Source organism: Pseudomonas sp. PLB05 (assembly GCF_021106615.1).
Classification (GTDB): Bacteria; Pseudomonadota; Gammaproteobacteria; order Pseudomonadales; family Pseudomonadaceae; genus Chryseomonas; species Chryseomonas benzopyrenica.
Genome location: NZ_JAJOHO010000009.1, coordinates 1 through 20,993 on the forward strand (window position 1 = coordinate 1; position 20,993 = coordinate 20,993).

23 protein-coding genes and 1 pseudogene are annotated in these 20,993 nt (G+C 57.8%); 13 read left to right on the forward strand and 11 right to left on the reverse strand.

Features of this window, described 5'->3' with window-relative positions:
• The first annotated feature begins 133 nt into the window (after positions 1-133).
• The 5 genes from LRS53_RS23460 to LRS53_RS23480 all read left to right on the forward strand — a co-directional run bounded on the left by LRS53_RS23460 (position 134) and on the right by LRS53_RS23480 (position 5,944).
• The gene (locus LRS53_RS23460; RefSeq protein WP_093257780.1) at positions 134-337 is read left to right on the forward strand and encodes a hypothetical protein; all 204 of its coding nucleotides are present in this window, start codon (positions 134-136) and stop codon (positions 335-337) included.
• A 70-nt stretch (positions 338-407) separates the two neighbouring features.
• Complete coding sequence (locus LRS53_RS23465; protein ID WP_231357459.1) at positions 408-2,036, forward strand: hypothetical protein; 1,629 nt, start codon at positions 408-410, stop codon at positions 2,034-2,036.
• 65 nt (positions 2,037-2,101) lie between these two features.
• A complete protein-coding gene (locus LRS53_RS23470; RefSeq protein WP_231357460.1) occupies positions 2,102-4,219 on the forward strand; it encodes a TM0106 family RecB-like putative nuclease in 2,118 nt (705 codons plus the stop codon).
• Positions 4,216-5,502 (forward strand): DEAD/DEAH box helicase, encoded by a 1,287-nt coding sequence (locus LRS53_RS23475; protein ID WP_218189470.1) that lies wholly within the window; start codon positions 4,216-4,218, stop codon positions 5,500-5,502. The genes LRS53_RS23470 and LRS53_RS23475 overlap by 4 nt, the downstream gene beginning before the upstream one ends.
• Before the next feature lie 229 nt (positions 5,503-5,731).
• A complete protein-coding gene (locus LRS53_RS23480; RefSeq protein ID WP_177344868.1) occupies positions 5,732-5,944 on the forward strand; it encodes a hypothetical protein in 213 nt (70 codons plus the stop codon).
• 194 nt (positions 5,945-6,138) lie between these two features.
• Here the strand turns inward: LRS53_RS23480 and LRS53_RS23485 are convergent, their stop codons facing one another.
• The gene (locus tag LRS53_RS23485) at positions 6,139-7,014 is read right to left on the reverse strand and encodes a WYL domain-containing protein (protein WP_093257771.1); all 876 of its coding nucleotides are present in this window, start codon (positions 7,012-7,014) and stop codon (positions 6,139-6,141) included.
• A 119-nt stretch (positions 7,015-7,133) separates the two neighbouring features.
• Between LRS53_RS23485 and LRS53_RS23490 the strand changes: the two are divergent.
• From LRS53_RS23490 to LRS53_RS23525, 8 genes and pseudogenes are all read left to right on the forward strand, one after another.
• Positions 7,134-7,392 (forward strand): annotated as a pseudogene (locus LRS53_RS23490) (hypothetical protein).
• Between the two features lie 9 nt (positions 7,393-7,401).
• Positions 7,402-8,454 (forward strand): ADP-ribosylglycohydrolase family protein, encoded by a 1,053-nt coding sequence (locus LRS53_RS23495; RefSeq protein ID WP_093257768.1) that lies wholly within the window; start codon positions 7,402-7,404, stop codon positions 8,452-8,454.
• A gap of 46 nt (positions 8,455-8,500) precedes the next feature.
• On the forward strand, positions 8,501-8,701 hold the full coding sequence (locus LRS53_RS23500; protein ID WP_093257766.1) for a hypothetical protein: 201 nt from the start codon (positions 8,501-8,503) through the stop codon (positions 8,699-8,701).
• Between the two features lie 137 nt (positions 8,702-8,838).
• The gene (locus LRS53_RS23690) at positions 8,839-9,069 is read left to right on the forward strand and encodes a copper resistance protein CopC (RefSeq protein ID WP_256563534.1); all 231 of its coding nucleotides are present in this window, start codon (positions 8,839-8,841) and stop codon (positions 9,067-9,069) included.
• 2 nt (positions 9,070-9,071) lie between these two features.
• A complete protein-coding gene (gene copD, locus LRS53_RS23510) occupies positions 9,072-10,004 on the forward strand; it encodes a copper homeostasis membrane protein CopD (protein WP_231357461.1) in 933 nt (310 codons plus the stop codon).
• Positions 10,005-10,059: 55 nt separating this feature from the next.
• Positions 10,060-10,746: a heavy metal response regulator transcription factor gene (locus LRS53_RS23515; RefSeq protein WP_007163124.1), complete on the forward strand. Its 687-nt coding sequence runs from the start codon at positions 10,060-10,062 to the stop codon at positions 10,744-10,746.
• Positions 10,743-12,122, forward strand: coding sequence for a heavy metal sensor histidine kinase (locus tag LRS53_RS23520; RefSeq protein WP_093257609.1), 1,380 nt, complete (start codon positions 10,743-10,745; stop codon positions 12,120-12,122). Before LRS53_RS23515 ends, LRS53_RS23520 begins: the two co-directional genes overlap by 4 nt.
• A 226-nt stretch (positions 12,123-12,348) precedes the next feature.
• Positions 12,349-12,678 carry a four-helix bundle copper-binding protein gene (locus LRS53_RS23525; protein ID WP_007162846.1) on the forward strand — a complete coding sequence of 110 codons (330 nt, stop codon included), beginning with the start codon at positions 12,349-12,351 and terminating at the stop codon, positions 12,676-12,678.
• 534 nt (positions 12,679-13,212) lie between these two features.
• Here the strand turns inward: LRS53_RS23525 and LRS53_RS23530 are convergent.
• The 10 genes from LRS53_RS23530 to LRS53_RS23575 form a co-directional block, all read right to left on the reverse strand.
• A complete protein-coding gene (locus LRS53_RS23530) occupies positions 13,213-13,761 on the reverse strand; it encodes a hypothetical protein (RefSeq protein WP_169854969.1) in 549 nt (182 codons plus the stop codon).
• A gap of 352 nt (positions 13,762-14,113) precedes the next feature.
• On the reverse strand, positions 14,114-14,800 hold the full coding sequence (locus tag LRS53_RS23535) for a PP2C family serine/threonine-protein phosphatase (protein ID WP_143075334.1): 687 nt from the start codon (positions 14,798-14,800) through the stop codon (positions 14,114-14,116).
• Complete coding sequence (locus tag LRS53_RS23540; RefSeq protein ID WP_231357462.1) at positions 14,800-15,507, reverse strand: hypothetical protein; 708 nt, start codon at positions 15,505-15,507, stop codon at positions 14,800-14,802. Before LRS53_RS23540 ends, LRS53_RS23535 begins: the two co-directional genes overlap by 1 nt.
• A complete protein-coding gene (locus tag LRS53_RS23545; RefSeq protein ID WP_231357463.1) occupies positions 15,504-16,148 on the reverse strand; it encodes a hypothetical protein in 645 nt (214 codons plus the stop codon). Before LRS53_RS23545 ends, LRS53_RS23540 begins: the two co-directional genes overlap by 4 nt.
• Positions 16,149-16,628: 480 nt before the next feature.
• The gene (locus tag LRS53_RS23550; protein WP_231357464.1) at positions 16,629-17,261 is read right to left on the reverse strand and encodes an SOS response-associated peptidase; all 633 of its coding nucleotides are present in this window, start codon (positions 17,259-17,261) and stop codon (positions 16,629-16,631) included.
• 358 nt (positions 17,262-17,619) lie between these two features.
• A complete protein-coding gene (locus LRS53_RS23555) occupies positions 17,620-18,036 on the reverse strand; it encodes a hypothetical protein (protein ID WP_231357465.1) in 417 nt (138 codons plus the stop codon).
• Between the two features lie 7 nt (positions 18,037-18,043).
• Positions 18,044-18,772 carry a hypothetical protein gene (locus LRS53_RS23560; RefSeq protein ID WP_231357466.1) on the reverse strand — a complete coding sequence of 243 codons (729 nt, stop codon included), beginning with the start codon at positions 18,770-18,772 and terminating at the stop codon, positions 18,044-18,046.
• Between the two features lie 112 nt (positions 18,773-18,884).
• Positions 18,885-19,127 carry a DUF1654 domain-containing protein gene (locus LRS53_RS23565; protein WP_231357467.1) on the reverse strand — a complete coding sequence of 81 codons (243 nt, stop codon included), beginning with the start codon at positions 19,125-19,127 and terminating at the stop codon, positions 18,885-18,887.
• A gap of 121 nt (positions 19,128-19,248) precedes the next feature.
• Entirely contained in the window at positions 19,249-19,539 is a 291-nt protein-coding gene (locus LRS53_RS23570; protein ID WP_231357468.1) for a hypothetical protein, read from the reverse strand.
• Positions 19,536-20,669, reverse strand: a complete 1,134-nt coding sequence (locus tag LRS53_RS23575) for a DUF7146 domain-containing protein (RefSeq protein ID WP_231357469.1) — start codon at positions 20,667-20,669, stop codon at positions 19,536-19,538. The genes LRS53_RS23570 and LRS53_RS23575 overlap by 4 nt, the downstream gene beginning before the upstream one ends.
• Positions 20,670-20,993 lie beyond the last annotated feature (324 nt).

Genomic DNA, 20,993 nt, shown 5'->3' on the forward strand with positions numbered 1-20,993 from the left:
CCTGAACGACGAACCAACTCGATGGCTTCCCGCTTGAATTCAGGACTGTATTTCTTGCGCTTCATGAACACTCCTTCAGCTCGGTATGAGCTTACTCGAAAGTGTCCGTGCTAACGGGGTAGAACCCCTCGTCATGAGCGTCGGGTTTGTGGGCATGATGGATGTGCAAGCCACCGGCGATATGGTCGAGCGGATGCAACAGCAGGCGGAGGCTATGGCGCAGTTGATGGCTCAGGTGGTGATGTATGTGGCGCCAGCCGGGATTGCCCTGGCCTACGGTCTGGTCGCTTATGACACGGTGCGGTCGGGAACTGGCCGTAGGTTGGCGGCGCGTTGACCTAAACGCTCTTCAAAAAAAACGCAGCCCCGGCTGTGCCTGTCTTTCATGCCTAACGCAGACATTTTAAATGCCAATCGCCGCTGGCGTTGAAAAGCGTCTATTCAAGGCATTAGAACCTGCTCGCTTTGTTTACCTGTATGAACAGACAACGTGGAAGTGGCCTACCATTTTGCTTAGGGTATGGCCATTCGACATTGCCCGCAAGGCGGCCTGCATGAAGCGTGAACAGTTCCTGGCACAACCCGAAGTGGAATCTTTCGTTGCATGGCTGGCAGCCAACTTGCCGGCGCTCACGTTCAAGCTGCGCTTCAAGTCCAGCAAGTTTGTACCTGGCGGTTTGACGGTTGAAGTCCAGGGGATTGAGCGGATACTTGAGCTCTATCGCTGGAAGGCAAGCTGGCACGACTCCAACCAGAGTGTGGTTGAGTCTGAAACCTGGGCTGAAACCCAACGCTCTTTGGGGCAACTGCGTGAGTGGCTGACGAGTGCGGTCAACGCAGGTGATGATCAACAAGCGCTTCAGGCGTGTTTGCAGATTCTTCGTTGGGGTGGCGTGCGGGGCGCCATTCCGTTCTTGCACCGGTTGGCGGCCAAAGGCGAGTTGTCGGGCTACCTGAAAAAGATGGCCGGACTTATGACGCTCGACGGTGACAATGACCTGGATGACCTCGACGCTAGCAATGTCGAGCGTTTCGATTCTGGCCTGACCAAGATTCACGCCTTGCTCGATTTGTCCGGTTCTCCAATCTATGACAGCCGTGTGGGCGCTGCGATTGCCATGTTGTATTCGCTGTTTCGCCAGCATTGGGCAGAGCGTGGTAAACCCTTGCTGATGTTCCCTTCCGGCGGCGCGCGAGGCAGCCAGATCCGCAACCCGGGAGCGTTCCTGAACAGCGTGGCGGCGCCACAGTTTTCGACGATCGACTATGCCGAGTGGGCGCGTTGGCAAGTGCGCTTGGGCTGGATTATCCGAGCGCTGCTCGAGCGTACCAACTGGTTTGCTGGGCAAGGGATTCTCCCCGCGCGTTGCCATGCCTTCGAGGCCAGCCTGTTCATGCTTGGCTATGATCTTCGCTGCTTTGGCCTGGCGCTGGCGTCTGATTCCACAGCGGGTGAGCCAGAAGTCGAGACGCAGGACCGTGAGCGTGGTGGCAATAGTTGGGTGCCCACGGGTCATCCTTTCAGCCAGGTTCTCAAGGATTATCTGGCCTTCCGCTACAGCGGTGCACTCGATAACAAAGATTCGTTTGTTGAATGGCTGGTGGCCCAGCCGCGTGACGAGAAGCCGCTCACGCGTACCACTGCACAGGGCTACTGTTTTCCGTTTTCCATTGAAGAGTTCGACTTGTTCGGCCGACCGCTTGCACAGCTTGAGCGCATCGTCGCCGGTGGTGAGGACGGATTGCGTGCGGCCCTTGCTACCGAGGCCCTCGAGCCGTTCACAGTCGGTGAAGAGCGCGTCAGTGTCTGCCTGGTGGATGTGTTGATCACGGGCAACGCGTATGCGCGAGCGACGACCGACAAGGGTCGTGTCGACTACATCGTGAGTACCGGCTATGCCGGTACCGAGAACTCTGCAAGGACACTCATGGCCCTGGGGCGCAACGTGGGCAAGCACTTCGGCCTGCTTGATGCGCAGCACTTGCCAACGAGCCTGTTCGAGCAGTTTTACCAGGATTGCTCGCTCGACGCCTGAGCCACACACGCAACATTTGCGCAGCATCATGTGCCCCTTGGCCTTTCACAGGATGGAATACAACCATGCAAACCCGGAACGGCGTTCAGTTGTATTCCGCCTCAGACATCTGCGGTTTTCTGGAGTGCCAGCACCTAACGGCACTGGACCTCCAGCATCTTGTTGCCCCGATGGAAAAAGCGCCGGCAAGCGATCAGAACCGCCTGATCCACGGCAAGGGGCTCGCTCATGAAGCGGCGTTTCTTGAACGACTCAAACGCGAAAATGCTCACGTAGTCGACGTTGCCGAGGGAAATTCGAGTTTCCCGCGGCGGGTGGAACTGACCATTGAGGCCATGAAGGCTGGTGCGGACATCATCTTCCAGGCTTCGCTTCAGGAAGGTGCTTTCATTGGGCACGCCGACTTCCTGCGTAAGGTGCCGCAGGCTTCGGCGTTGGGCGATCACAGCTATGAGGTAATCGACACCAAGCTGGCCAAGTCTGCAAAGGCCAAGTTCCTTGTGCAGGTTGCGCTTTACTCGCGAATGCTGATTTCGATCCAGGGCGTACAGCCGCAGTTCATGTATGTCGTACTGGGTGATGCTGCGCGTACGGAGCAGGCATTTCGGGTCGCTGACTATGCCGATTATCTGGAGCAAGTGCTGCAGCGTTTCACGGCGTTCGTGAACAGTGACGGACAACCTGTGACGTACCCGGAGCCATGCGGACATTGCGGGTTTTGTGTGTGGCGCGATCGCTGTGACGAACAACGGCTGCAAGACGATCACCTCTCGGCAGTCGCCGGCATCAGCCGCTCGCAAATCAAGAAATTGCAGGCTGGTGGAGTGACCACATTGCAGCAGTTGGCGAACAGTACCGATGACTTGCGCATCCCCAAGTTGCAAGTGGAGTCGCTGGGCAAGTTGCGCCATCAGGCGCGTTTGCAGTTCCAGGGGCGCTCCAGTGATGGCCCGTTGTTCGAGTTTCTGCCGGTCGTGGGGAAAAGGCGTGGTTTTAGCCGAATGCCCACGGCGGTTGAGGGGGATCTGTTTTTCGACATGGAGGGCAATCCGCTGGAGGAGGGCGGCTTGGAATATCTCTTCGGTCTGTATATCGACGAAGGTGGCCAACAATCCTTCAAACCCTTCTGGGCACATAGCCGAGAGGAAGAAAAGATCGCGTTCGAGCAGTTCATCGACTGGGTCATCGCCCATCTCAAGCGTTACCCCAGCGCACATGTCTACCACTATGCCAGCTATGAAGAGACGGCCCTCAAGCGCCTGATGAGCCAGCACGGTACACGCGAGGCACAAGTGGACTGGTTGCTGCGCAACGGCAAGCTGATCGACCTCTACAAGGTCGTGCGCGAAGCGATCCGGGTGTCTGAGCCCAGCTACTCGATCAAGAACATCGAGCATTTTTACATGGGGCCGCGCGACGGCGACGTTACCAATGCCGGTGCGAGCATCGTGTTTTATGAGCGTTGGAAAGAGACTGCCGAGTCGGCGTTGCTCGAGCAGATCGAGCGGTACAACGAAGACGACGTGCTATCCACCTATCTTCTGCGCAACTGGCTTTTGAGCATTAAACCTTCGGATGCGAGCACTCTCTCCGAGCCTGAAGCAGAAAGCGAGAAAGCTGTAGCGGAACAAAAGGAGATCGAGGTTCGTCTGGAAAGCTATTGCGATCGTTTGCTCGCTGGCTTGTCCGCCGCCGAATGTGCTCTGAGCGAAGCGGATCAAGTCAGGCTGCTCACCTTCCAACTGCTCGATTTCCACCGTCGGGCAGACAAGCCGACATGGTGGCAGTTGTTCAGTCGTCAGGACATGACCACTGAGGAGCTGCTGGAGGATATCGAGAGCCTGGCCGGTTTGCGGCGTACAAAAACGTCGCCCGAACCGAGCAAGAAATCATTTCTGTTTGAGTACAGTTTCGAACCTCAAGAAAGCAAGATGCGCACGGGTTCCCAAGGCGTCATCACCGAGTCTCTGGCCAATGTGCAGTTGGTTAACCTGGACAGTAACGCGTGTCTGGCGATGTTCAAAGCCACCGCGAACAAAGCGCCACCGGATGACTTCGACATGATTCCCGGCAGGCCGATTCCATCGACTTCGCTGCGCGAGGCACTGTTTCGCTATGCCGACAGCGTCTTGGCCGGTGAGCAGCGCTTCCAGGCGGTGGCGATCGACGCGTTCCACGGGTGAAAGACGTCCAGCCGGGTGCGCCACTGCTGGATCCACGCCTGACGACGACGGATGCCATCAAGCAGGTGGTACGCAACCTCGAGAACAGCGTGCTGTTTATTCAGGGGCCACCGGGTGCCGGCAAGACCTACACGGGCTCGCACGTCATTGTTGACCTGCTCAAAGCAGGCAAGCGCATCGGTGTGACCTCCAATTCGCACCATGCCATCGACAACCTGTTGGCTGCTGTTGAGTCTCGGGCACAAGCAGAGGGCGTTGCATTCAAAGGGTTGAAAAAGTCATCGGAGGGAGATGGCACTGAGTTCACTGGTCGCTGCATTCGCTCCATCGAAGACAAAAAGGATTTCCTTCACGCCTGGGGGCCGGGAATTGACCTGACTGCGGGTACCGCCTGGCTATTTGCCGACGAGACCTTCACCGAGGCGTTGGATTACCTCTTCATCGACGAGGCCGGTCAAGTGAGCGTGGCGAACCTGGTCACCATGGGCATTGCGGCACGCAACATCGTCTTGATGGGCGACCAGATGCAATTGTCGCAACCAGTGCAAGGCGTGCACCCTGGCCGTTCCGGTGACTCTATCCTCGATTATCTGCTGGATGGCACGCCCACCATTGCGCCTGACCGTGGGGTGTTTCTGGCGCAAACCTGGCGGATGCATCCGCACGTTTGCTCATTCATTTCTCATGCGGTGTACGAAGGCCAGCTGTCGTCGGCACCAGGAGCCGAGCGGCAGGTGTTGCGACTGGATGGCCAGCGCCCGGAGGTACCGGGCAGCGGACTGATGTTTTGCCCTGTGGAGCACGACGGCAACGGCCAGAGTTCCGATGAAGAAGCTGCGTACGTCAAAGCGCTGTACACGTACTTTCTGCAGCAGCGCTATGTGGATAACACTGGCGAGGAGCACGCGGTGTCTCTCGAAAACATCCTGGTCGTGGCGCCCTACAATTTGCAGGTACAGCTATTGAAGCAAGTGCTGCCGGCGGGTGCGCGCGTCGGCACTGTAGATAAGTTTCAGGGGCAAGAGGCAGAGATTGTCATCGTCTCGATGGCGACGTCGAATGAAGACTACCTGCCCAGGGACATCGGCTTCCTGTACTCGAAAAACCGTTTGAATGTGGCGGTCAGTCGGGCGAAGTCGCTGGCTTGTATCGTCGCCAGTCCTGATCTGACGGCCATTCGTTGCCAGACGCCGCAAGACATGAACCTGGTCAATGGCTTGTGCATGGCGGTCAGGTACGGAGCGGTCGAAGAAACCCGTCAATCCCAAGAGGTTGTGCTATGAAGAATCTGTTCGCAATTATCGGTGTCATCGTCGTTGCCAAGAAGGGCTACGAGTTTGTCCGTGAGTACATGGAGATGAAACAGGAGCTGGACCGACGTGACGCTGATTCGGCCTGACAAACGCCGATAACGTCGACAACTCCGTCCTTTTTTTGCTTCCAACGGGTGTCTGCTTGGGCCAAGTTGGCGCGGCCGCTCAGCTAAGGTCCCATTTCAATGCGAGGTTCGTGATGTGTAACGATCAAGAGGATGGTCACTCGGGTGACCCGGCACCTGCGCAAGTTGAAACCGAGGGTGAGGTCGAATACAGCGAGGAGTTCGCCGCCATGATCCTGGAGCAGGAGGCGAAGGGCTGCTTTCAGGAAATTGATGTCGATGACATGCTCGCTCTGCTCGACCGCATGATCATCGAGGCCCAAGGTATGGGGCGGAAACTACAGTGACTGGGGACAGCCCTGACTGTTGATACAGATGTCGCCAGCCGGTATGGCTGAAATCCTCGACGGCTGGATCTCTTCTTGCTGCCCGCGGGTGAGTCGTCCTCCGAATAGGGTTGAGCAGATACACCCGCGGCTGAACGAGCATTAGCTGGCCATCGACTCGGGACGTCATGCCCCTCGTCTCAGGAATTTGAGCGTCAGTCATTCATCAGCCACGGCCTCAGTTCCTTGAGGTTGCTCACCACAATTTGCTGGGCCTCAGGGCTCGTTGCCAGATTGCGCGGGTCGATCCGATAACGCATCAACACATACTTCACCAAGGCCCTGCGGCTGGGCACCACCAATTGTCCTTGCGTCATCCCGAAGTCGGTTTCGATGATTGCCTTCTGTGCCTCGTTTAATCGCCCATCGGGCTCGAAGATAACCGGAATCTCGACATTCCAGTCTTCATCCAGCTCCCGTGTGTTCGGCGATTCGTCGAGCAAGTCCGGCTGCCCGCGCAGGCGGCTGAGCACGAAGTCGCGGTACTGGCCATTCTTTTCGCAGTAGGCCCGCACATGCCAGCGCATGCCGGTGTACACCAGCGTGTGAGGAGCGATGAGGCGAACCTCTACGTTCGGGGTATTGAACGACACGTACTCGGTTTCCAGGCGCAGGCCTTCGCGGCAGGCCTTGAGCAAGGGGCGCAGAATCTCCGGTCGAATGGGGCGATCCGGCACTTCCAACACCTTGGTGTGCGCATAAGCCAGTGCCAGTCCATCAATGTGCGGGGCACGCTCATTGTTCTGATAGAGCAGGTGCAAATAGGCGCTGGCACTGTCGTCGATGAACAGGGGTTTGAACTGCTTGCTCGGCACATACCCTTTGAGCTGCTTGTCATATGTCAAGTTTTTGGGCGCATGCTCGGTGATGTAGGTATTGATGTCCTTGGATGCCTGCTGGCGGCTGATGCCAAAGCTCTGCATCAAGTGCCCCGTGGTCAGCCTGCCTTCCCACCAGACAACGGTCTCGATCAAACGATAGCGAAGTGCCAGGTCCCAGCGTACCTGTTCAACGGAGTGCTTGCGTTTCATACCCTCTCCATGTGCGCGAATACTTTACCTGTATAAGTCTACATTCTAGACCTGTCGTTGATCACTACATATCGTGTGTCTGTCTTCTAAATAAATTGAAGTCACGAAAGGATGTGGACATGACTATGTCTGAAGCGGTTTCGACCGGGGGCGTTGGTGTTGATCGGGGTGATCCTGACGGTGTACCTGATGCAGTACCTGAGGTTGCGAGAAATCTGGCATGTGGCGCTTGGCTGCCGCCAGGACGCACGTTGGGCGCGGATCTGGGAGATGGAAAACCGGGAGCTACGTTCGGCACTGCGTGCTGAGAAAGCGCACATCGAGCAGTTGCAAAGCAAGCTGGTGATTTTGCAGAACTTGATCTCTGCAGAGCGATAAGGGAAGCGCATGAACAGACTTGAACGGATCAAAGGCTGCCTGCTGGGTGGTGCTGTCGGAGACGCGCTTGGCGCCCCCGTGGAGTTTCTTGAGTGGCCTGCCATCGAGGCCAAGTTTGGTCCGCAGGGCATCATTGATTTTGCCCCGGCTTACGGCAACACCGGCGCCATCAGCGACGAAACGCAGATGATGCTGTTCACCGCAGAAGGTTTGCTGCGCGCTTTTGTGCTTGGCAGTTTACGGCAGACGTGCCATGTCCCGAGCATTGTTCACCAAGCGTTGCTGCGCTGGCTGATGACCCAGGATTACCCCTCTGCGATACCGATCGTCACAGATGGCTGGCTGATCAAGCAAGTCGAACTCTGGTCTCGTCGCTCCCCAGGCACAACTTGCCTGAATGCACTAAAGGCCAGCGCGCGGTTGGGAGCGGTTGCCGAAAACAACAGCAAGGGCTGCGGCGCCTTGGTACGTGTTGCACCCTGTGCATTCTTTGCCAATGCATTTGACTACGCGGCGCAGTCTGGGCGCCTGACGCACGGGCATCCGACGGGCTACCTGGCGGCAGGGCTATTCGCCGACATTCTTCAGCGTGTTGTCGAAAGGCAAGACAGCCTGGAACACGCGGTAACTCAAAGCTTGGCCAAATATGGGCAAGTACCTGGTATGGAAGAAACGCGCAGCCTCATCGAGCGCGTGCTGTTTTTGTACTACGAGGGCTATACACCCACCCCGCAACGCATTGGCGACCTTGGCGGTGGGTGGGTTGCTGAGCAGGCGCTGGCGATTGGACTGTGGTGTGCGCTGACAGCACGATCACTCGAAGAAGGGGTGATCACGGCGGTGAATCACAGTGGCGATAGCAGCAGCACAGGGCTTGTCGCCGGGCACTTGTTGGGTGCCCAGTATGGTGCTGCTGCCATTCCTGCCCGCTGGTTCGAACGCCTGGAACTGCGCCAGGTGATCGTGCAGGTAGCCGAGGATCTTGAGCGTGTTCCACGTGATTACTGCGGGGTTGGTGGCGCGTTCGACGAGCAGATCGAATTGGCTTATCCGGGCAGTTGAATGCACGGACGGCAATACATCAGCGAAGAGACCAAGGAGATTTAGAATGCCCATCAAACCCAGGCCCTTCACCTTTGAATGTGAAGGATGCGGTTGGACAAAGACAGTGGCATCGCAAAGTGATGCGCTGATGGCCGGCGAGTGGTTTGACCAGTGCCCGAGGTGCGGGAGCAAGGCACTGAAGATGCGCACCGCAGGGTGGCTTGAAGGGGCGTTGGCGGAGTTGCTGGCGCGGCGACGATTTTGAGCGCACAGGCCAGGGCTCAGCGCCCTGGCCAGACACGTCCTGCCAGCAGGCATGCCTGGGTTAGTAACACGCTGTGTGCCGGCGTTTACCGGCGTATTCGAGTGCGAAGGAAGTCATCAGACTCGACAGAGGTTCTGATGCGAACGAGTTCGCAAACCTCCAGGGCTTTTCGAGCGGCCAGCTTGAGTGTTCGACGAAGGCCTTCGCATTCATCAACGAGTTTTTCCAGCCCGGAAGAATCGAACATTTGCTCCATGGTCATTGCACCTGCCTCGCCTTTGACGGCCGGCACCTACAAGGTCGATTGGCGGGCAGTGTCATCAGATACCCACCCCATCACCGGTAGCATGACGTTCAAGGTCAAGTAAACATGGAAGATCCATCCAGCATCGGACTTCGCTTCGCGTTGTATGCCGATTTGATGATGCTGTTCGGGCTGGCGCTCTTCGGCCTCTATAGTTTGCGTGGCCCTGAGCGCCGCTCGGGCATGGTATTGCCCTTCCTGCCTCTGCTGGCTACAAGCGCGGCGACGGGCCTCTTGCTCTCGGTCGTGTCCATGGTGCAAATGGCCAAGGCTATGAGCGGGGTGGCGGAATGGGGCGAGGCCATGCCGCACGTTGAGGTGATGATCGCCGAGACGGAGCTTGGCACCGCCTGGTTTATCCGTATGGCCGCCCTCTTGGCCGCTGCTGTGGCCATTGCCTTCAATCCTCGTTGGCCAATGGCGAGCCTGGTCGTGGTTTCGCTGCTGGCAGGCGTGGCGCTGGCCACACTGGCGTGGGCCGGGCACGGCGCTATGGACGAAGGCTCCCGCCGCTTCTGGCACTTCAGCGCAGACATTCTCCACCTGTGGGCCTCTAGTGGTTGGTTCGGCGCGCTGGTGGCTTTTGCCCTATTGCTGCGGCCCAGCAAATTGAAAACGCGGGCGTCAGTCCAGATCCTGTCGCGCACGCTTACCGGCTTTGAGCGAGCCGGTGCGGTGATCGTGGTGCTGATCGTCTTCACGGGTGTGATGAACTATTTGCTCATCGTCGGACCCCAAATCACGGGCCTGGCACAAAGCACCTATGGCCTGCTGCTGCTGGGCAAACTGGGCCTTTTCGGCGTGATGATCGGGCTGGCTTCGGCCAACCGCTTTCTCTTGAGCCCGGCATTGGAGCAAGCAGTCCACCAAGGCGATTACACGCGTGCGGCACGGTCTATTCGCTACAGCATGGCCTTAGAACTGGGTTCCGCCATTTTGGTGCTTGGGTTGATTGCTTGGCTTGGTACGCTATCTCCCGAGATGGAAGCGGGGATGTGAGTTTGCCTGGCCCCGTAGTGCCGTCCCGAAAAGATCGTGTAGCCGAGGATGGAGCATGAAGCTGCTGGTAGCTGAAGACGAACCCAAGACCGGAATCTATCTGCAGCAGGGCCTCCGAGAGGCTGGCTTCACGGTAGATCGAGTGGTCACCGGAACGGATGCCATCGATCAGATGCAGACTGAAGCCTATGACCTGCTGATTCTCGACGTGATGATGCCCGGCCTCGATGGTTGGGGGGTGGTCACACGCCTGCGTGCTGCCGGTCAGTCGGTACCGGTGCTGTTTCTGACGGCACGGGATGGCGTGGATGACCGAGTCAAAGGATTAGAGCTGGGCGCCGATGACTACCTGGTCAAGCCCTTTGCCTTTTCAGAACTGCTGGCACGTGTTCGAACGCTATTAAGGCGCGGGCATGGTAGCCCACCGATTCAAACGAACCTGCAGATCGGAGATCTGCAGGTTGACCTACTCAAGCGCCGCACTACGCGAGGCGGCAAGCGAATTGACCTTACGGCTAAGGAGTTTGCCTTGCTGGAGTTGCTGATGCGTCGGCGAGGCGAGGTTCTGTCAAAGTCTCTTATAGCATCACAAGTATGGGACATGAATTTCGATAGCGACACCAATGTCATCGAGGTGGCGATTCGGCGGTTGAGGGCCAAGATTGACGATGACTTCGAGGCGAAACTGCTCCACACCTGCCGAGGAATGGGCTACATGCTGGACGCACAGGACGAAGGATGAGGCCAGGTTCACTCACGCTACGCTTGAGCCTCTTATTCGTAGTAGCAGTTTCTGCCGTCCTTATGATCGTGGGCATTGCCTTCAACGAGTTAAGCCGTCACCACTTCCGCGCGCTTGATGCGCAGGCGCTGGAAGAAAAGCTTGAAGCGATCACCCAGATTGCTCAAGAGCCCGGCGCGAATTCGGACCAGCTCAAGATTCGCTGGCATACGCTGCTGGGAGCACATTCCGAGCTCAGCGCGGTGTTTCTCCAGGCTGACGGAAGCCTCTTTTTTGCGGAGCCTCCCAGATCATCGGTGCCGTCCCTTGCTCAGGCGACCGAGCACGATGGCGTTTGGGAGTGGGAAAGCGACGGACACATGTTCAGGGCCTTGAAGGCGCCGGTCTCGTCGTCGGAGACCACTGCTCCGCTGACCGTGTGGCTGGTCCTCGACGTAACTACACATATGCACTTCTTCGCCATGCTGGAGCGCTGGTTCTGGGGCGTTCTGCTAGCCAGTACCGTACTGAGCGCCGCACTCGGTTGGCTGGTTGCCAAGAATGGGCTGCGTCCGGTGGCAAAGGTGACCCAGACAGCTGCCTCGATGTCTGCAGGCTCCTTGAAAGAACGCATTCCTCTGGAGCCCGTGCCCGATGAATTGCGCGAGCTCATCACTGCCTTCAATTCCATGCTTGGTCGCCTGGACGATTCGTTCATGCGGCTATCGAATTTCTCTGCCGACATCGCACACGAGCTACGAACCCCGATCAGCAACCTGCGGACTCATACCGAGGTGATCCTGGCCAAAAAGCGGGACGCGGACGTGTACGAGGAGAACCTGACCTCCAACCTGGAAGAACTCAATCGTCTTTCGGGAATCATCGACGGCATGTTGTTCCTAGCCAAGTCCGATAACGGGCTGATCGTGCCCGAGCCGGTCGAGCTGGACCTGGGTAGGGTCATCGGCAAGCTGTTCGGGTACTACGAGCTTCTGGCCGAGGATAAGGGTATCCAGCTCAAGGCATCGGGAAGCGCCTTGGTCTTCGCGGATGGCGTGATGGTCGACCGTGTCGTGTCGAACCTGCTGTCGAATGCCCTTCGCTATACACCGTCCGGGGCGACGATTGAGGTCAACATCGAGGATCACGGCAGCAGCGTTGAGCTTCGCGTCGAAAACCCCGGCCCCAAAATTCCACCGGAGCACCAGGCGAGGATCTTCGACCGGTTCTATCGGGTGGATCCAGCACGTCGCGAAGGTGACGGCAATGCGGGGCTCGGGTTGGCCATCGCCCGGTCGCTGATGACGGCGCATGGTGGCACGATCAACTGTACATCCCAAAGAGGCCGAACGGCCTTCACCCTGACGTTCTTGCGACCTGTTGGCATGCAAACCTGAGCGGATGGCTACCGGTGAGCGGGCCATACCTACGGGCGCTTTCAAAACTACCATCGGGAATGGCTTACAGAATTGTAATGTTCCAGGCAAAACCAATTGCGGCAGGCGCCGGTCGCATATTTTGGGTCCTCTGGACCGAGGTCGGCAGCCGCTCACGCGAGTGGAGTTGCCTACTCACTTCGGGGCCACTCAGGTTCGTCACTCTTTCCCAATCTGGAGATTTACCATGACAAACTCTATGTTCGAATCTTGTATCCAGGCCTGCTCCAACTGCGCTATCGTCTGTGAAACCTGCGCCTCCGCCTGCCTGCGCGAAGACGACGTGAAGATGATGGCGCGCTGCATCGAGCTCGACCGAGACTGCGCCGACATTTGCTACATGGCTGCCACGCTAATGGCTCGCGAGAGCGAGTACGCCAAGCAGTTCTGTGCCCTGTGCGCCACGATCTGCCGTGCCTGTGGCGAAGAGTGCGCCAAGCACGAGGCGCAGCATTGTCAGGCGTGTGCCGAGGCCTGCATGCGCTGTGCCGAGGAATGCGAGCGAATGGCCGCCTGATATCGGTCAGTCAGAGGTGGGGCGGCTCGGCTGCCCTCACCATCTATGCCTCCGTCACACTTAATTGCATCAGTCACTTCACTGACCTGTAACGGCTTCAGGGCATTGGGCGTCCCGGTCCGGCCATGTACGCCTGCACTCAGCTGCCCAAACCTGGCGGAAACCACCGTGAACAGCACGAAGCCTCTGGTAGAAGTCAGTACCGAGCTGCGATTGTCATCGCTGCTTTCGTGAAGCTAGAAGACGGCGGCTACTATCAGCAGTCCTGCAGCTAGGTACCAACTATTGATGTCACTCCGATAAGAGTTAGGCTCGGACGTAAGGTCATAATGACATTTTTACTTAGCTGTCAGAGCGACATCTCTACTTAGCCTTGACAGGACGCGCAGCCGGGCAGGGCGGCCGTGCGTGCCTACAACCGGTCATGGCGCAAGATCAGATCCAGAATCCGTGCACGCGGTTAGAAACGATGTGCAGCCAGCAAGGATGACGAAAAATGCCTTACTGGTTAGAAAACTTTTACAACTGACGGGATTATTTAAATCCTACACTGTTATCAGCCATTTTAAAAAAATCATCACGCGCACTTTTCTCGAATGGCTTCATTTCGGCGATATCCTTCTTCATGCTCGCCATGCAGGCATTCATTGTGTTTTGCAATGCATAAATAGTTTGTGCCCGGTGCCTGGCCATTTGGTATTTGTAGCTATATTCGTTCGGCTGATAAATTTTTAGAAAGTATGCGGAATCCGAGTATAAAATCGAAGCGACCGCGGAGTTGACAGAAAAATCAGTGAACAGCTGGTCTGTAGCACCCTTGGCTTTTTCGATTTCTTCATTTAATACAGACGCCATTGCTGAGCAACGTGCATAAAACTCCGCTTTTTCTGGGCTATGAGGACGCTTGGGTGATAGACCAACAACGATAGGCTCAGAAATGATAGTGGTACCCGCTACCTTGCCCTCCTGACCCTTTAGCAGACTGCGGGCCATGCTTACCTTTTCCGCTCCAAGCTTGCTTTCGGCTGCGTCTATCAGAAGCTTGATTTTTGGAAGGTCGTCTGACTTGAGCTTAGTGCTCATCAGTAGCTCTTGAGCGAGCTGAATCTGCGAATCGGCGTTGCCATCGTCAGACTCGAATCGGAGTGTATCGATATAAACATCGTAGCGAGAGGTGGGAGCTTCGCCTTCTTCCTGAGCTTTCCACTCGACGGACGTCCTTGGGAAGTCAGCGTGAGCCCAATTGCAAGCGAGCACGCTCGATACCAGAATAAATTTCCATGCCCTACCGTTCATATCCACCTTCCATACTGAGTTCTGGCATGATTATCGGCGGTAGATAGAAAAGCTTTAGGCACAAAAAACGTCGAAGCGGGGCTTGTACGGGGAAGCTATCGAGCTTCCTCGGGCTCCATACATCCTAGGCGTCGTCATGCTATTCAAGAGGGCCGCAAGGAAAAAAGTTCTCGCAGTCGGACTCAACATACTGCGTCCGGCCGCCGAACTGAAGGGTAAGTACGCTGGCGTCATCTGATCCATCGGCTATTGCATCTTGCGCAGCATGGGTTTTGTACCAGTGGCCATCTGTACATACGATTAGCCGATCCGGGTGAGCATAGGTAACGCTGCAGCTTTCTGGGACGTGCGCACGATGCACCTTTAAGCATCGCGTCAGCACATGCCGTGCATCGACCGGCGCTGAAATCCCCAGCAGTTCCGCCTGGCGACTGAGCGTGTGCGGAACCGTTATCCACGTAACCGACTCATCGGTCTTCAGGATGCCTAGCTGGCAGTCGCCTGCATAAAGTACCTCCATTTGGAGGACGCGTAGGTCAACGAACACGCAACAATAAGCCGCTTTCTCAATCGAAAACTTAGATCTCAGCCGGTCTTGCTCAGCGTTGATAAGCGCGCGGAGTGAGTCTCTATCAACCGGCGAAGAAGACTCTTGTGTAGCGATGACGATAGACCTTGCCCAGTGCTGCGCAAATGCGGCCCCATCGCCATCTTCGGCCGCGTCAACTACTACCGCCACTACGCCATATTCTGTATACCCTACCGCAGCAGCATCGTTATTGCTGCTGCGCCCTACGCCTTGGCGGCTCTGCCACGTAACGTGCATCAGCCGACTTCCCCGATCAAGGCTCGCATACGCTCGTACAGCAATCTTTCACGCTCGGGATCGTTTCTGGTTTGGTCGCTGATGGCCTCTGGAAATTGGGGGCAGTCGCTGAATAAAAGGCCGATCTCGGCAGCAATGTAAGTTCGAACATCGTCACCTGCCTCTTGGATCTCCTCCAAAAGCTCTTCGCGGCCCTCAATAAGATTAAAGATGTCTTCTAGGTCTCGGTTGGCGACCGGCTTTCCATTTCCCCTGCCCTTCCATGCTTCGAGTTTGGTCGCGATGAAGTACACCGGGTTGACCAGTTTGATTGAAGTGTGCTCGTCCAATCGGTATCGACTTGAGCTCTTGATCGCATCTTGGTACCAGCGATTCGTAAATCCCAGTGAGTCGTCGGCCGGCATAAAATCAACGCGGAGGTCGCCAAGCATCATCGTGCAAATTGGAACGTTTTCCTTCGCAAGGTGGGGCGTCCTAAACCCAGACGCTCGCAGGCGGTTCTGTAGCTCTAAATATTTAATCGCTCCCATTACGGGTACGATCAAGTCGACGTCATCCGTAGCCCGCACTTGATCGCGAATGAACTCGTCTGTGAGCAGTAGACCGGTTGTACACCCTCCTACGAACGTCATGTCTTCGCACAAATCAGGCCCTAGAGCGTGCGCCACCTTGCATATCATCTCTTTCAAAATCGGAAAGACGTTCATGTCATCTCCAGGCGTTCGCGCAGAAGCTCAATAGCCAAATTTCGCTCCCGTGGTTGGCCAACACGAATGGAATCCACTAGCGCCAACAACGCGTACATCTCTGGATCCTTTCGAGCTGCTAGCACTGCGGTCTTGAAGAGTGGTTCAACTTTCATTCCCATCGTTTTCCCTCGGGCATATGGCCACACCGGGATATGTTCACCGCTGCTGATCAGTGAGCGCGAAAGGACGGGAGCGGCGAATCCGGTCGCAATGCCTCTGGTCAGTTCGCCGTACCGAGCTGGAAAGACGAACCGCAGTCCATAGACGAGAAACTCTAATAGAGCCTGGGTGTTGACCCGGGGAAGCTGAGAGCGCACATCCACCCTAGCTAGGCCGATCTCTACGCAATGCTTCAGAGCCAGGGCGATCTGTGATTTGCTGATCCCGGTCTGTTCCTCCAACGCGCGTGCGGTGTAGTAGGAGGCGCCTGGTGACATATCGTCGAGATCGAAATCCGGTTGATACGAGAAGGCGGCATCTTCCTCGTTATCGTGCCAGTCGCGCCAATCGTGTGGCCACGTCGCTACAACCTTGTCTCTCGCCTCGTGTTTTTGCAGACATACGAGTCTGAGCATCACGCCTACGTCTTGACCTTTCATTTTTTGCTCGCTCTACATGTCCCAAGTCCTAGGACACGGGACAATAAGAACAGCAAATTATCTGTTGCGCAAGCGCGCGACGTCGGCGAGGTTGGGAATAATTGGCCTGCAGCGCGCTTTTAGATACTTAGAGCGAGCGTGAAAAGCTGGCTCGCACGCGTGCCGCAGAAGACCAGTTCTAGGCTACACGCTGGGCGACACCGGTAAAGGACGGTCTGGGTTAGGCGAGGGTCGGTCCTTCGCTTCCACCATCTTCTGCTACCAGCGGCTCGCCAACGCCGTTGTACAGCGCCGCGTCAGCCTCGCGCGCACGTTGCATGCGGATGACCTCGGCCCCGGTGCAACTGTAACGCCGCCAGTACCGCCGTGCTTCGCATCAATCTACCAGCAGGAGCGGAAAGCCGGTCCGCTGAGTGGCCGCAAGTAGGCTATCCAAGAAGGTATTCCAATCGAAGCAGCGGCGGTCGACCCAGGCCTTACCTAAGCGGCGCGCAGGCGATCTGAGGGATATTGACGAAGGAACTCGCTCGCTGCTTCGGCTGGTGCCTGCAGCCATTCCTTGATCGAGCCATTCGGCAGTATCGCCAACATGCGCTTCTCATCTTCAGGCCGGTGGTAGTTCCTCATAAAGGGGTGATCGTCAGCGTTGACGGTCAGCATGGTGAAACTGAAGCGCCCCTTGCCGTCTGGGTCGCTCCATTCCTCCCACAGCCCGGCGATCGCCATCAGACCACCGTCGGCACGCTCGATCCGCGTGGGCACAGCCTGTCCGCTGCGCCAATCTGGCTCATAGATCGCTGCCGCTGGAATGATGCAATGCTGGGCCCTCTTCCAGGCCGTGCGAAAGGAGTTCTTCGTAGCGGCCGTTTCCGACCGGCAGTTGTAGGTGCTGCGCCCGAGCTTTCTGTCCTTTGCCCATCCAGGCAGCAAGCCGAACTGGCCTATCGAGATGTCGTACTCCGGCGCGCCATCCTCCTCCCCCTCGGCTGAGTTCAGTCGGACGAAGGGGCCCATGTAGAGGGGCCAGAGCTCGCCCTGGTACTGCCCGTCGATTGGAGCGCCGAACGCGCTTTTCAACCGCGCCGGCGTCGGCGCCTCGTAGTGACTGCACATGCCCTGTCGCCTCCGGGAAATCCAATCTGGTGCCACCGGCCTGTTGGCCGCGCCACCTTGTTTGACCCGTTGGCCACGCTGCGTTCCAGATGGGCTGCTGCCGGCTTATTGGTCGAGGAGCCGCAAGCACCCTCGCCTCTCAGCCGCAGCCTCAGCGCCAGTAACAGGTGATAGGTTGATTCATCATCCTACTGCCGGTAGCTGATCTAATACCGCTCTTCTAACGGCACGAGTGGGTCCACACAACGCAGGACGCGAGCATGAGCATCGGCGCAGATTCGGATACCACCAATAGCTTTGTGGCACTCTGAAGCGGAAATAGCTCAGCTACCCCCGATGCCCCGGGCAAAATACTGCGCTACCTCACCAGGTCTAATATCTCTGGTCCTGAGACTGGAATGCCAGCAGGCACGCTCAAGAAATCGCTGATTCGGCCCAAGAATGCAGCGGCGTCGCCTGTGTTCGAAAGAGGGCGACCGAAAAGCAGTACGTTCGCCGGGTACCCATTCTGGTCCCAGTCGATCGAGAGGCTCTCTAGCTGGTACAGCCCTCCGTTTCTGAGCCTTTGAACAACACCGTCTTTCTCGTACCCAGCCTGCCCCAACGCGTGCTCGCAGATAAAGCGCCTGATAGCAGGGCTCTTAAACAACGCGTCAACCTGCGCGTCCGGTTCAGCAGTGCGCACCTGCTCCCAGACTTCCGGCTCCGACATCATGAGCACGCTCATCAGCTCAATGCGCAGCCGCGTGATATAGCTTTTCAGCCGGTGGGACATTGGGACCTCAGATCTGCTGTCGCTGGTAAACGGTGAGGGCCAGCAGACCGGACTGGTCCGGCACTGGTCGGGCCACCAACTGCCAGCCAGCCATGCTGCCCAGGTAACGTACGCCGTCCTGGCCACCCGCGTGCCGACGTTGCTTGTGCCGCATCACGTCAGCGGGTAATGACACCTCCCGGTTCAGATCACGGACCACGCGCGCCAGCCGCGGGAAGACGTTCTCCGGCTTGCACTCACCCTTGGTCTCGTCCAGGTACTCGACCAGGGTGTGATGGGTCAGATAGATCTTCCCGAAGACCGGGTTCTCCACCGACGGCTGCGGAGGGGGCGTTCCATCCCATTGCACGCAGAAAGCCGGATGCTCCTCGCGAGTCCAGGGCTTGTTCTTCTCCACGCTGATACCGCTCAGGCCAAAGAACTGAGTGCGCAGCGCGTTCGAGGTCTCGTAGAGCTCGCCCTTGGAGCTGTCCGAGAGCAGTAAACGCTTCACCGCGCCGCGGGACACCACGAGCTTCAGGTTTCCGCAGGTACGCTGGTGGCCGGCCAGCTCGAATTGCACCAGGGCGCACCACAGGCCGTAGAGCTCGATGAAGTCGAGCACGTTGTCGCCCAAGTCTCGGCTCAGATGGATCTCGATCCGTCGGAAGAAGCGGTCGTCGCCATTGAACAGGACGCTGTAGACGCCAGGCACGTCCGTGGCCACGGTGCTCACTTTGCAAACTTTATAGGTCATCGTTTTGGATCTCGGCAGGTAACTGGAACCCAGTCTCCATACCTTTCGAAAATTGCAAACGCCGATTCTAGCGCGGTTCTGGGTCGAACCTGCCAACGCGTCATACGATCACTCAGAAGTCGTCGTAGGTGACCTTCCAGAACAGGTCGACGCTACCGTCATCGCGATGAGCAACGATGACGCCCTCCATCTCATTGATCGCCTCGAGCAGCTGGTCCCAGTCCTGATCTCGAGCGTCGCGTCGTTCAACGTGGACGTGCTTTTCTCGAATGCCAGGCGCGCTCATGACCTGCCTGTGAACCCTCGCGGCGAGCTGGTCATAGGGCGTCAATGCCGGCGGTGGGGTGCGGGCCATCTCCACAGGTCCCATGGGGATGTTCTTTTATACAGTATTAAACCGGCCGGCCTGCTGGCAACCGGTGTGCGCCTGGCTAGACGAAAGGCACCTGCGCTGATCGCCAGGCGAAAAAAAAGGGTCAGCGTGCGCTGACCCTTTCAGGGTGTTCGGTCTGACCGAACAAGGTGTTGATGATGAGCTGCGCCTCGGCGGCGTAGGGTCCGAGGAAGGTCAATACAGCACCCTCTTCGGCGGCCCTTACATGCAGCAGGATCCGGTACCGGCCGTAATGCTCCCGGTACCGCTCCCTAACCAGCACGCGGTACTCCCCTGGGCCGCCGGCAAATGACGCCGGCGGCGCAAAGGGGTCGATACCGTGGCTACCTGGTGCCGTGGGCACGATCCGCGGATCGAAGAGGTAATTGCTCACGCAACTGCCCTCCTCGCCCACTGCGGAAAGCCCATCCGCCCCAGCTGCAACAGCACATCATTCCAGTCGACGCCCTTGGCGCTCTCCGGAATGGGGAGCGGCGGCACGAAGACCTGCAGCTGGATGTTCCGCTCCCAGAGCCGCTTGCGCAGCACCTTGGCAGCTTCCTCTCCACGACCTGACCGGTCCTTGTCGATCCAGATGCGAACAAGCTTGGTCGACGGCCCAGGCTCAAACGCTTCCAACAAGGTGGCGCTCACCGCCGGGTAAACCCGAACGGCAAGATCCATCCCTGTTTCGATCGCAAACGCAGTCTCCAGGCCTTCGCACAGGTCGACGACCGGGGCATCCCATTGCCCGGTGCAGATCGCGCCACCGGTGACCAGACGATCACTGGGATAGGCGCACATCTTCTTCGGGTTCTCCACCGGTGCCTTCTCGCCGCGGGCGGTGAGAAAGTGCCGGTGCAGGGTGATTGGCATCTTCGCCTTCGAGACCTTGGCGACGATCGCCGGGTACTCGCCTTCAAAGCGCCCATCTTCATTGTGGCTGGCCAGGCCCCGGTGAAACCGCACCGTGCCTTCGAGGCCGCTGCGATCCCAGATCAGGATCTTGCGGCTGGCCAGGTACAACCGCGCGGGCTCGGCATCAGGATGAGTCAGCGGGATGGTCTCCGCCCACATCTTGTTCAGCCGGTTGCGCAGCATCGTGTCCTCCTCCGCCTGCTTCGCGGCCGCGGCCTCGCGCCGGGCTTGAAGCTGGGGCAGGCTCTGGCGGTTGACACGCTCCTGCACGTTCTCGTCATCGGTAGAGCGGATATCCAGGCGGTCACCCACCAGAGATACCGCATCAGCGAAGTCGATACCCTTGAGCCACTGCAGCAGCGCGAACCCGTCCGGGAACGCACCGCAGGTGTTGCAGATACCGCCGCCGGACTCGTGAAAGTCCTTGCGGAAGAAGCGGAAGCCATCCCCCTTGCGCCCGGTCTGGCCGTGCACCGGGCAGGCAACATGGCGCCCCACCTTGCTGAATGCGCGTGCATCAATCTCAGGGCACAGATCCTCCAAGATGGAATCCCAGCCACGCACCTTTGCCGCGTCACGCACCACACTCGCTTTCAAATTTCTCATCATGGACCTCCAGGTAAAGCCCAGCACCGGGGCTTCCCGAAACCCCCGAGACGGGAGCTTGGGGAAGCCCCGGCGCTGGGGAGTGGTCCAGAGAGACTTCGCCCCCAGAGGGGGATAAGCCCCCCTGGGGTTGGTTGGATCAGGCTGCCTGCCGCAGGCGCGGTAGGGACAGCGAGTTGAGGTACTGACGGGCAGTACGGGTTCTACCCCGTTAGCACGGACACTTTCGAGTAAGCTCATACCGAGCTGAAGGAGTGTTCATGAAGCGCAAGAAATACAGTCCTGAATTCAAGCGGGAAGCCATCGAGTTGGTTCGTCGTTCAG

What these genes read in the sequence shown, in the direction of transcription:
- LRS53_RS23525 (WP_007162846.1), top strand. Translation starts at nt 12,349, where the DNA reads ATGACAAACTCTATGTTCGAATCTTGTATCCAGGCCTGCTCCAACTGC.
- LRS53_RS23535 (WP_143075334.1), bottom strand. Translation starts at nt 14,800, where the DNA reads ATGCACGTTACGTGGCAGAGCCGCCAAGGCGTAGGGCGCAGCAGCAAT.
- LRS53_RS23530 (WP_169854969.1), bottom strand. Translation starts at nt 13,761, where the DNA reads ATGAGCACTAAGCTCAAGTCAGACGACCTTCCAAAAATCAAGCTTCTG.
- LRS53_RS23550 (WP_231357464.1), bottom strand. Translation starts at nt 17,261, where the DNA reads ATGTGCAGTCACTACGAGGCGCCGACGCCGGCGCGGTTGAAAAGCGCG.
- LRS53_RS23460 (WP_093257780.1), top strand. Translation starts at nt 134, where the DNA reads ATGAGCGTCGGGTTTGTGGGCATGATGGATGTGCAAGCCACCGGCGAT.
- LRS53_RS23520 (WP_093257609.1), top strand. Translation starts at nt 10,743, where the DNA reads ATGAGGCCAGGTTCACTCACGCTACGCTTGAGCCTCTTATTCGTAGTA.
- LRS53_RS23560 (WP_231357466.1), bottom strand. Translation starts at nt 18,772, where the DNA reads ATGACCTATAAAGTTTGCAAAGTGAGCACCGTGGCCACGGACGTGCCT.
- LRS53_RS23480 (WP_177344868.1), top strand. Translation starts at nt 5,732, where the DNA reads ATGTGTAACGATCAAGAGGATGGTCACTCGGGTGACCCGGCACCTGCG.
- LRS53_RS23575 (WP_231357469.1), bottom strand. Translation starts at nt 20,669, where the DNA reads ATGAGAAATTTGAAAGCGAGTGTGGTGCGTGACGCGGCAAAGGTGCGT.
- LRS53_RS23565 (WP_231357467.1), bottom strand. Translation starts at nt 19,127, where the DNA reads ATGGCCCGCACCCCACCGCCGGCATTGACGCCCTATGACCAGCTCGCC.
- LRS53_RS23555 (WP_231357465.1), bottom strand. Translation starts at nt 18,036, where the DNA reads ATGTCCCACCGGCTGAAAAGCTATATCACGCGGCTGCGCATTGAGCTG.
- LRS53_RS23545 (WP_231357463.1), bottom strand. Translation starts at nt 16,148, where the DNA reads ATGAAAGGTCAAGACGTAGGCGTGATGCTCAGACTCGTATGTCTGCAA.
- LRS53_RS23465 (WP_231357459.1), top strand. Translation starts at nt 408, where the DNA reads ATGCCAATCGCCGCTGGCGTTGAAAAGCGTCTATTCAAGGCATTAGAA.
- LRS53_RS23500 (WP_093257766.1), top strand. Translation starts at nt 8,501, where the DNA reads ATGCCCATCAAACCCAGGCCCTTCACCTTTGAATGTGAAGGATGCGGT.
- LRS53_RS23540 (WP_231357462.1), bottom strand. Translation starts at nt 15,507, where the DNA reads ATGAACGTCTTTCCGATTTTGAAAGAGATGATATGCAAGGTGGCGCAC.
- LRS53_RS23690 (WP_256563534.1), top strand. Translation starts at nt 8,839, where the DNA reads ATGCGAACGAGTTCGCAAACCTCCAGGGCTTTTCGAGCGGCCAGCTTG.
- LRS53_RS23515 (WP_007163124.1), top strand. Translation starts at nt 10,060, where the DNA reads ATGAAGCTGCTGGTAGCTGAAGACGAACCCAAGACCGGAATCTATCTG.
- LRS53_RS23495 (WP_093257768.1), top strand. Translation starts at nt 7,402, where the DNA reads ATGAACAGACTTGAACGGATCAAAGGCTGCCTGCTGGGTGGTGCTGTC.
- copD (WP_231357461.1), top strand. Translation starts at nt 9,072, where the DNA reads ATGGAAGATCCATCCAGCATCGGACTTCGCTTCGCGTTGTATGCCGAT.
- LRS53_RS23470 (WP_231357460.1), top strand. Translation starts at nt 2,102, where the DNA reads ATGCAAACCCGGAACGGCGTTCAGTTGTATTCCGCCTCAGACATCTGC.
- LRS53_RS23485 (WP_093257771.1), bottom strand. Translation starts at nt 7,014, where the DNA reads ATGAAACGCAAGCACTCCGTTGAACAGGTACGCTGGGACCTGGCACTT.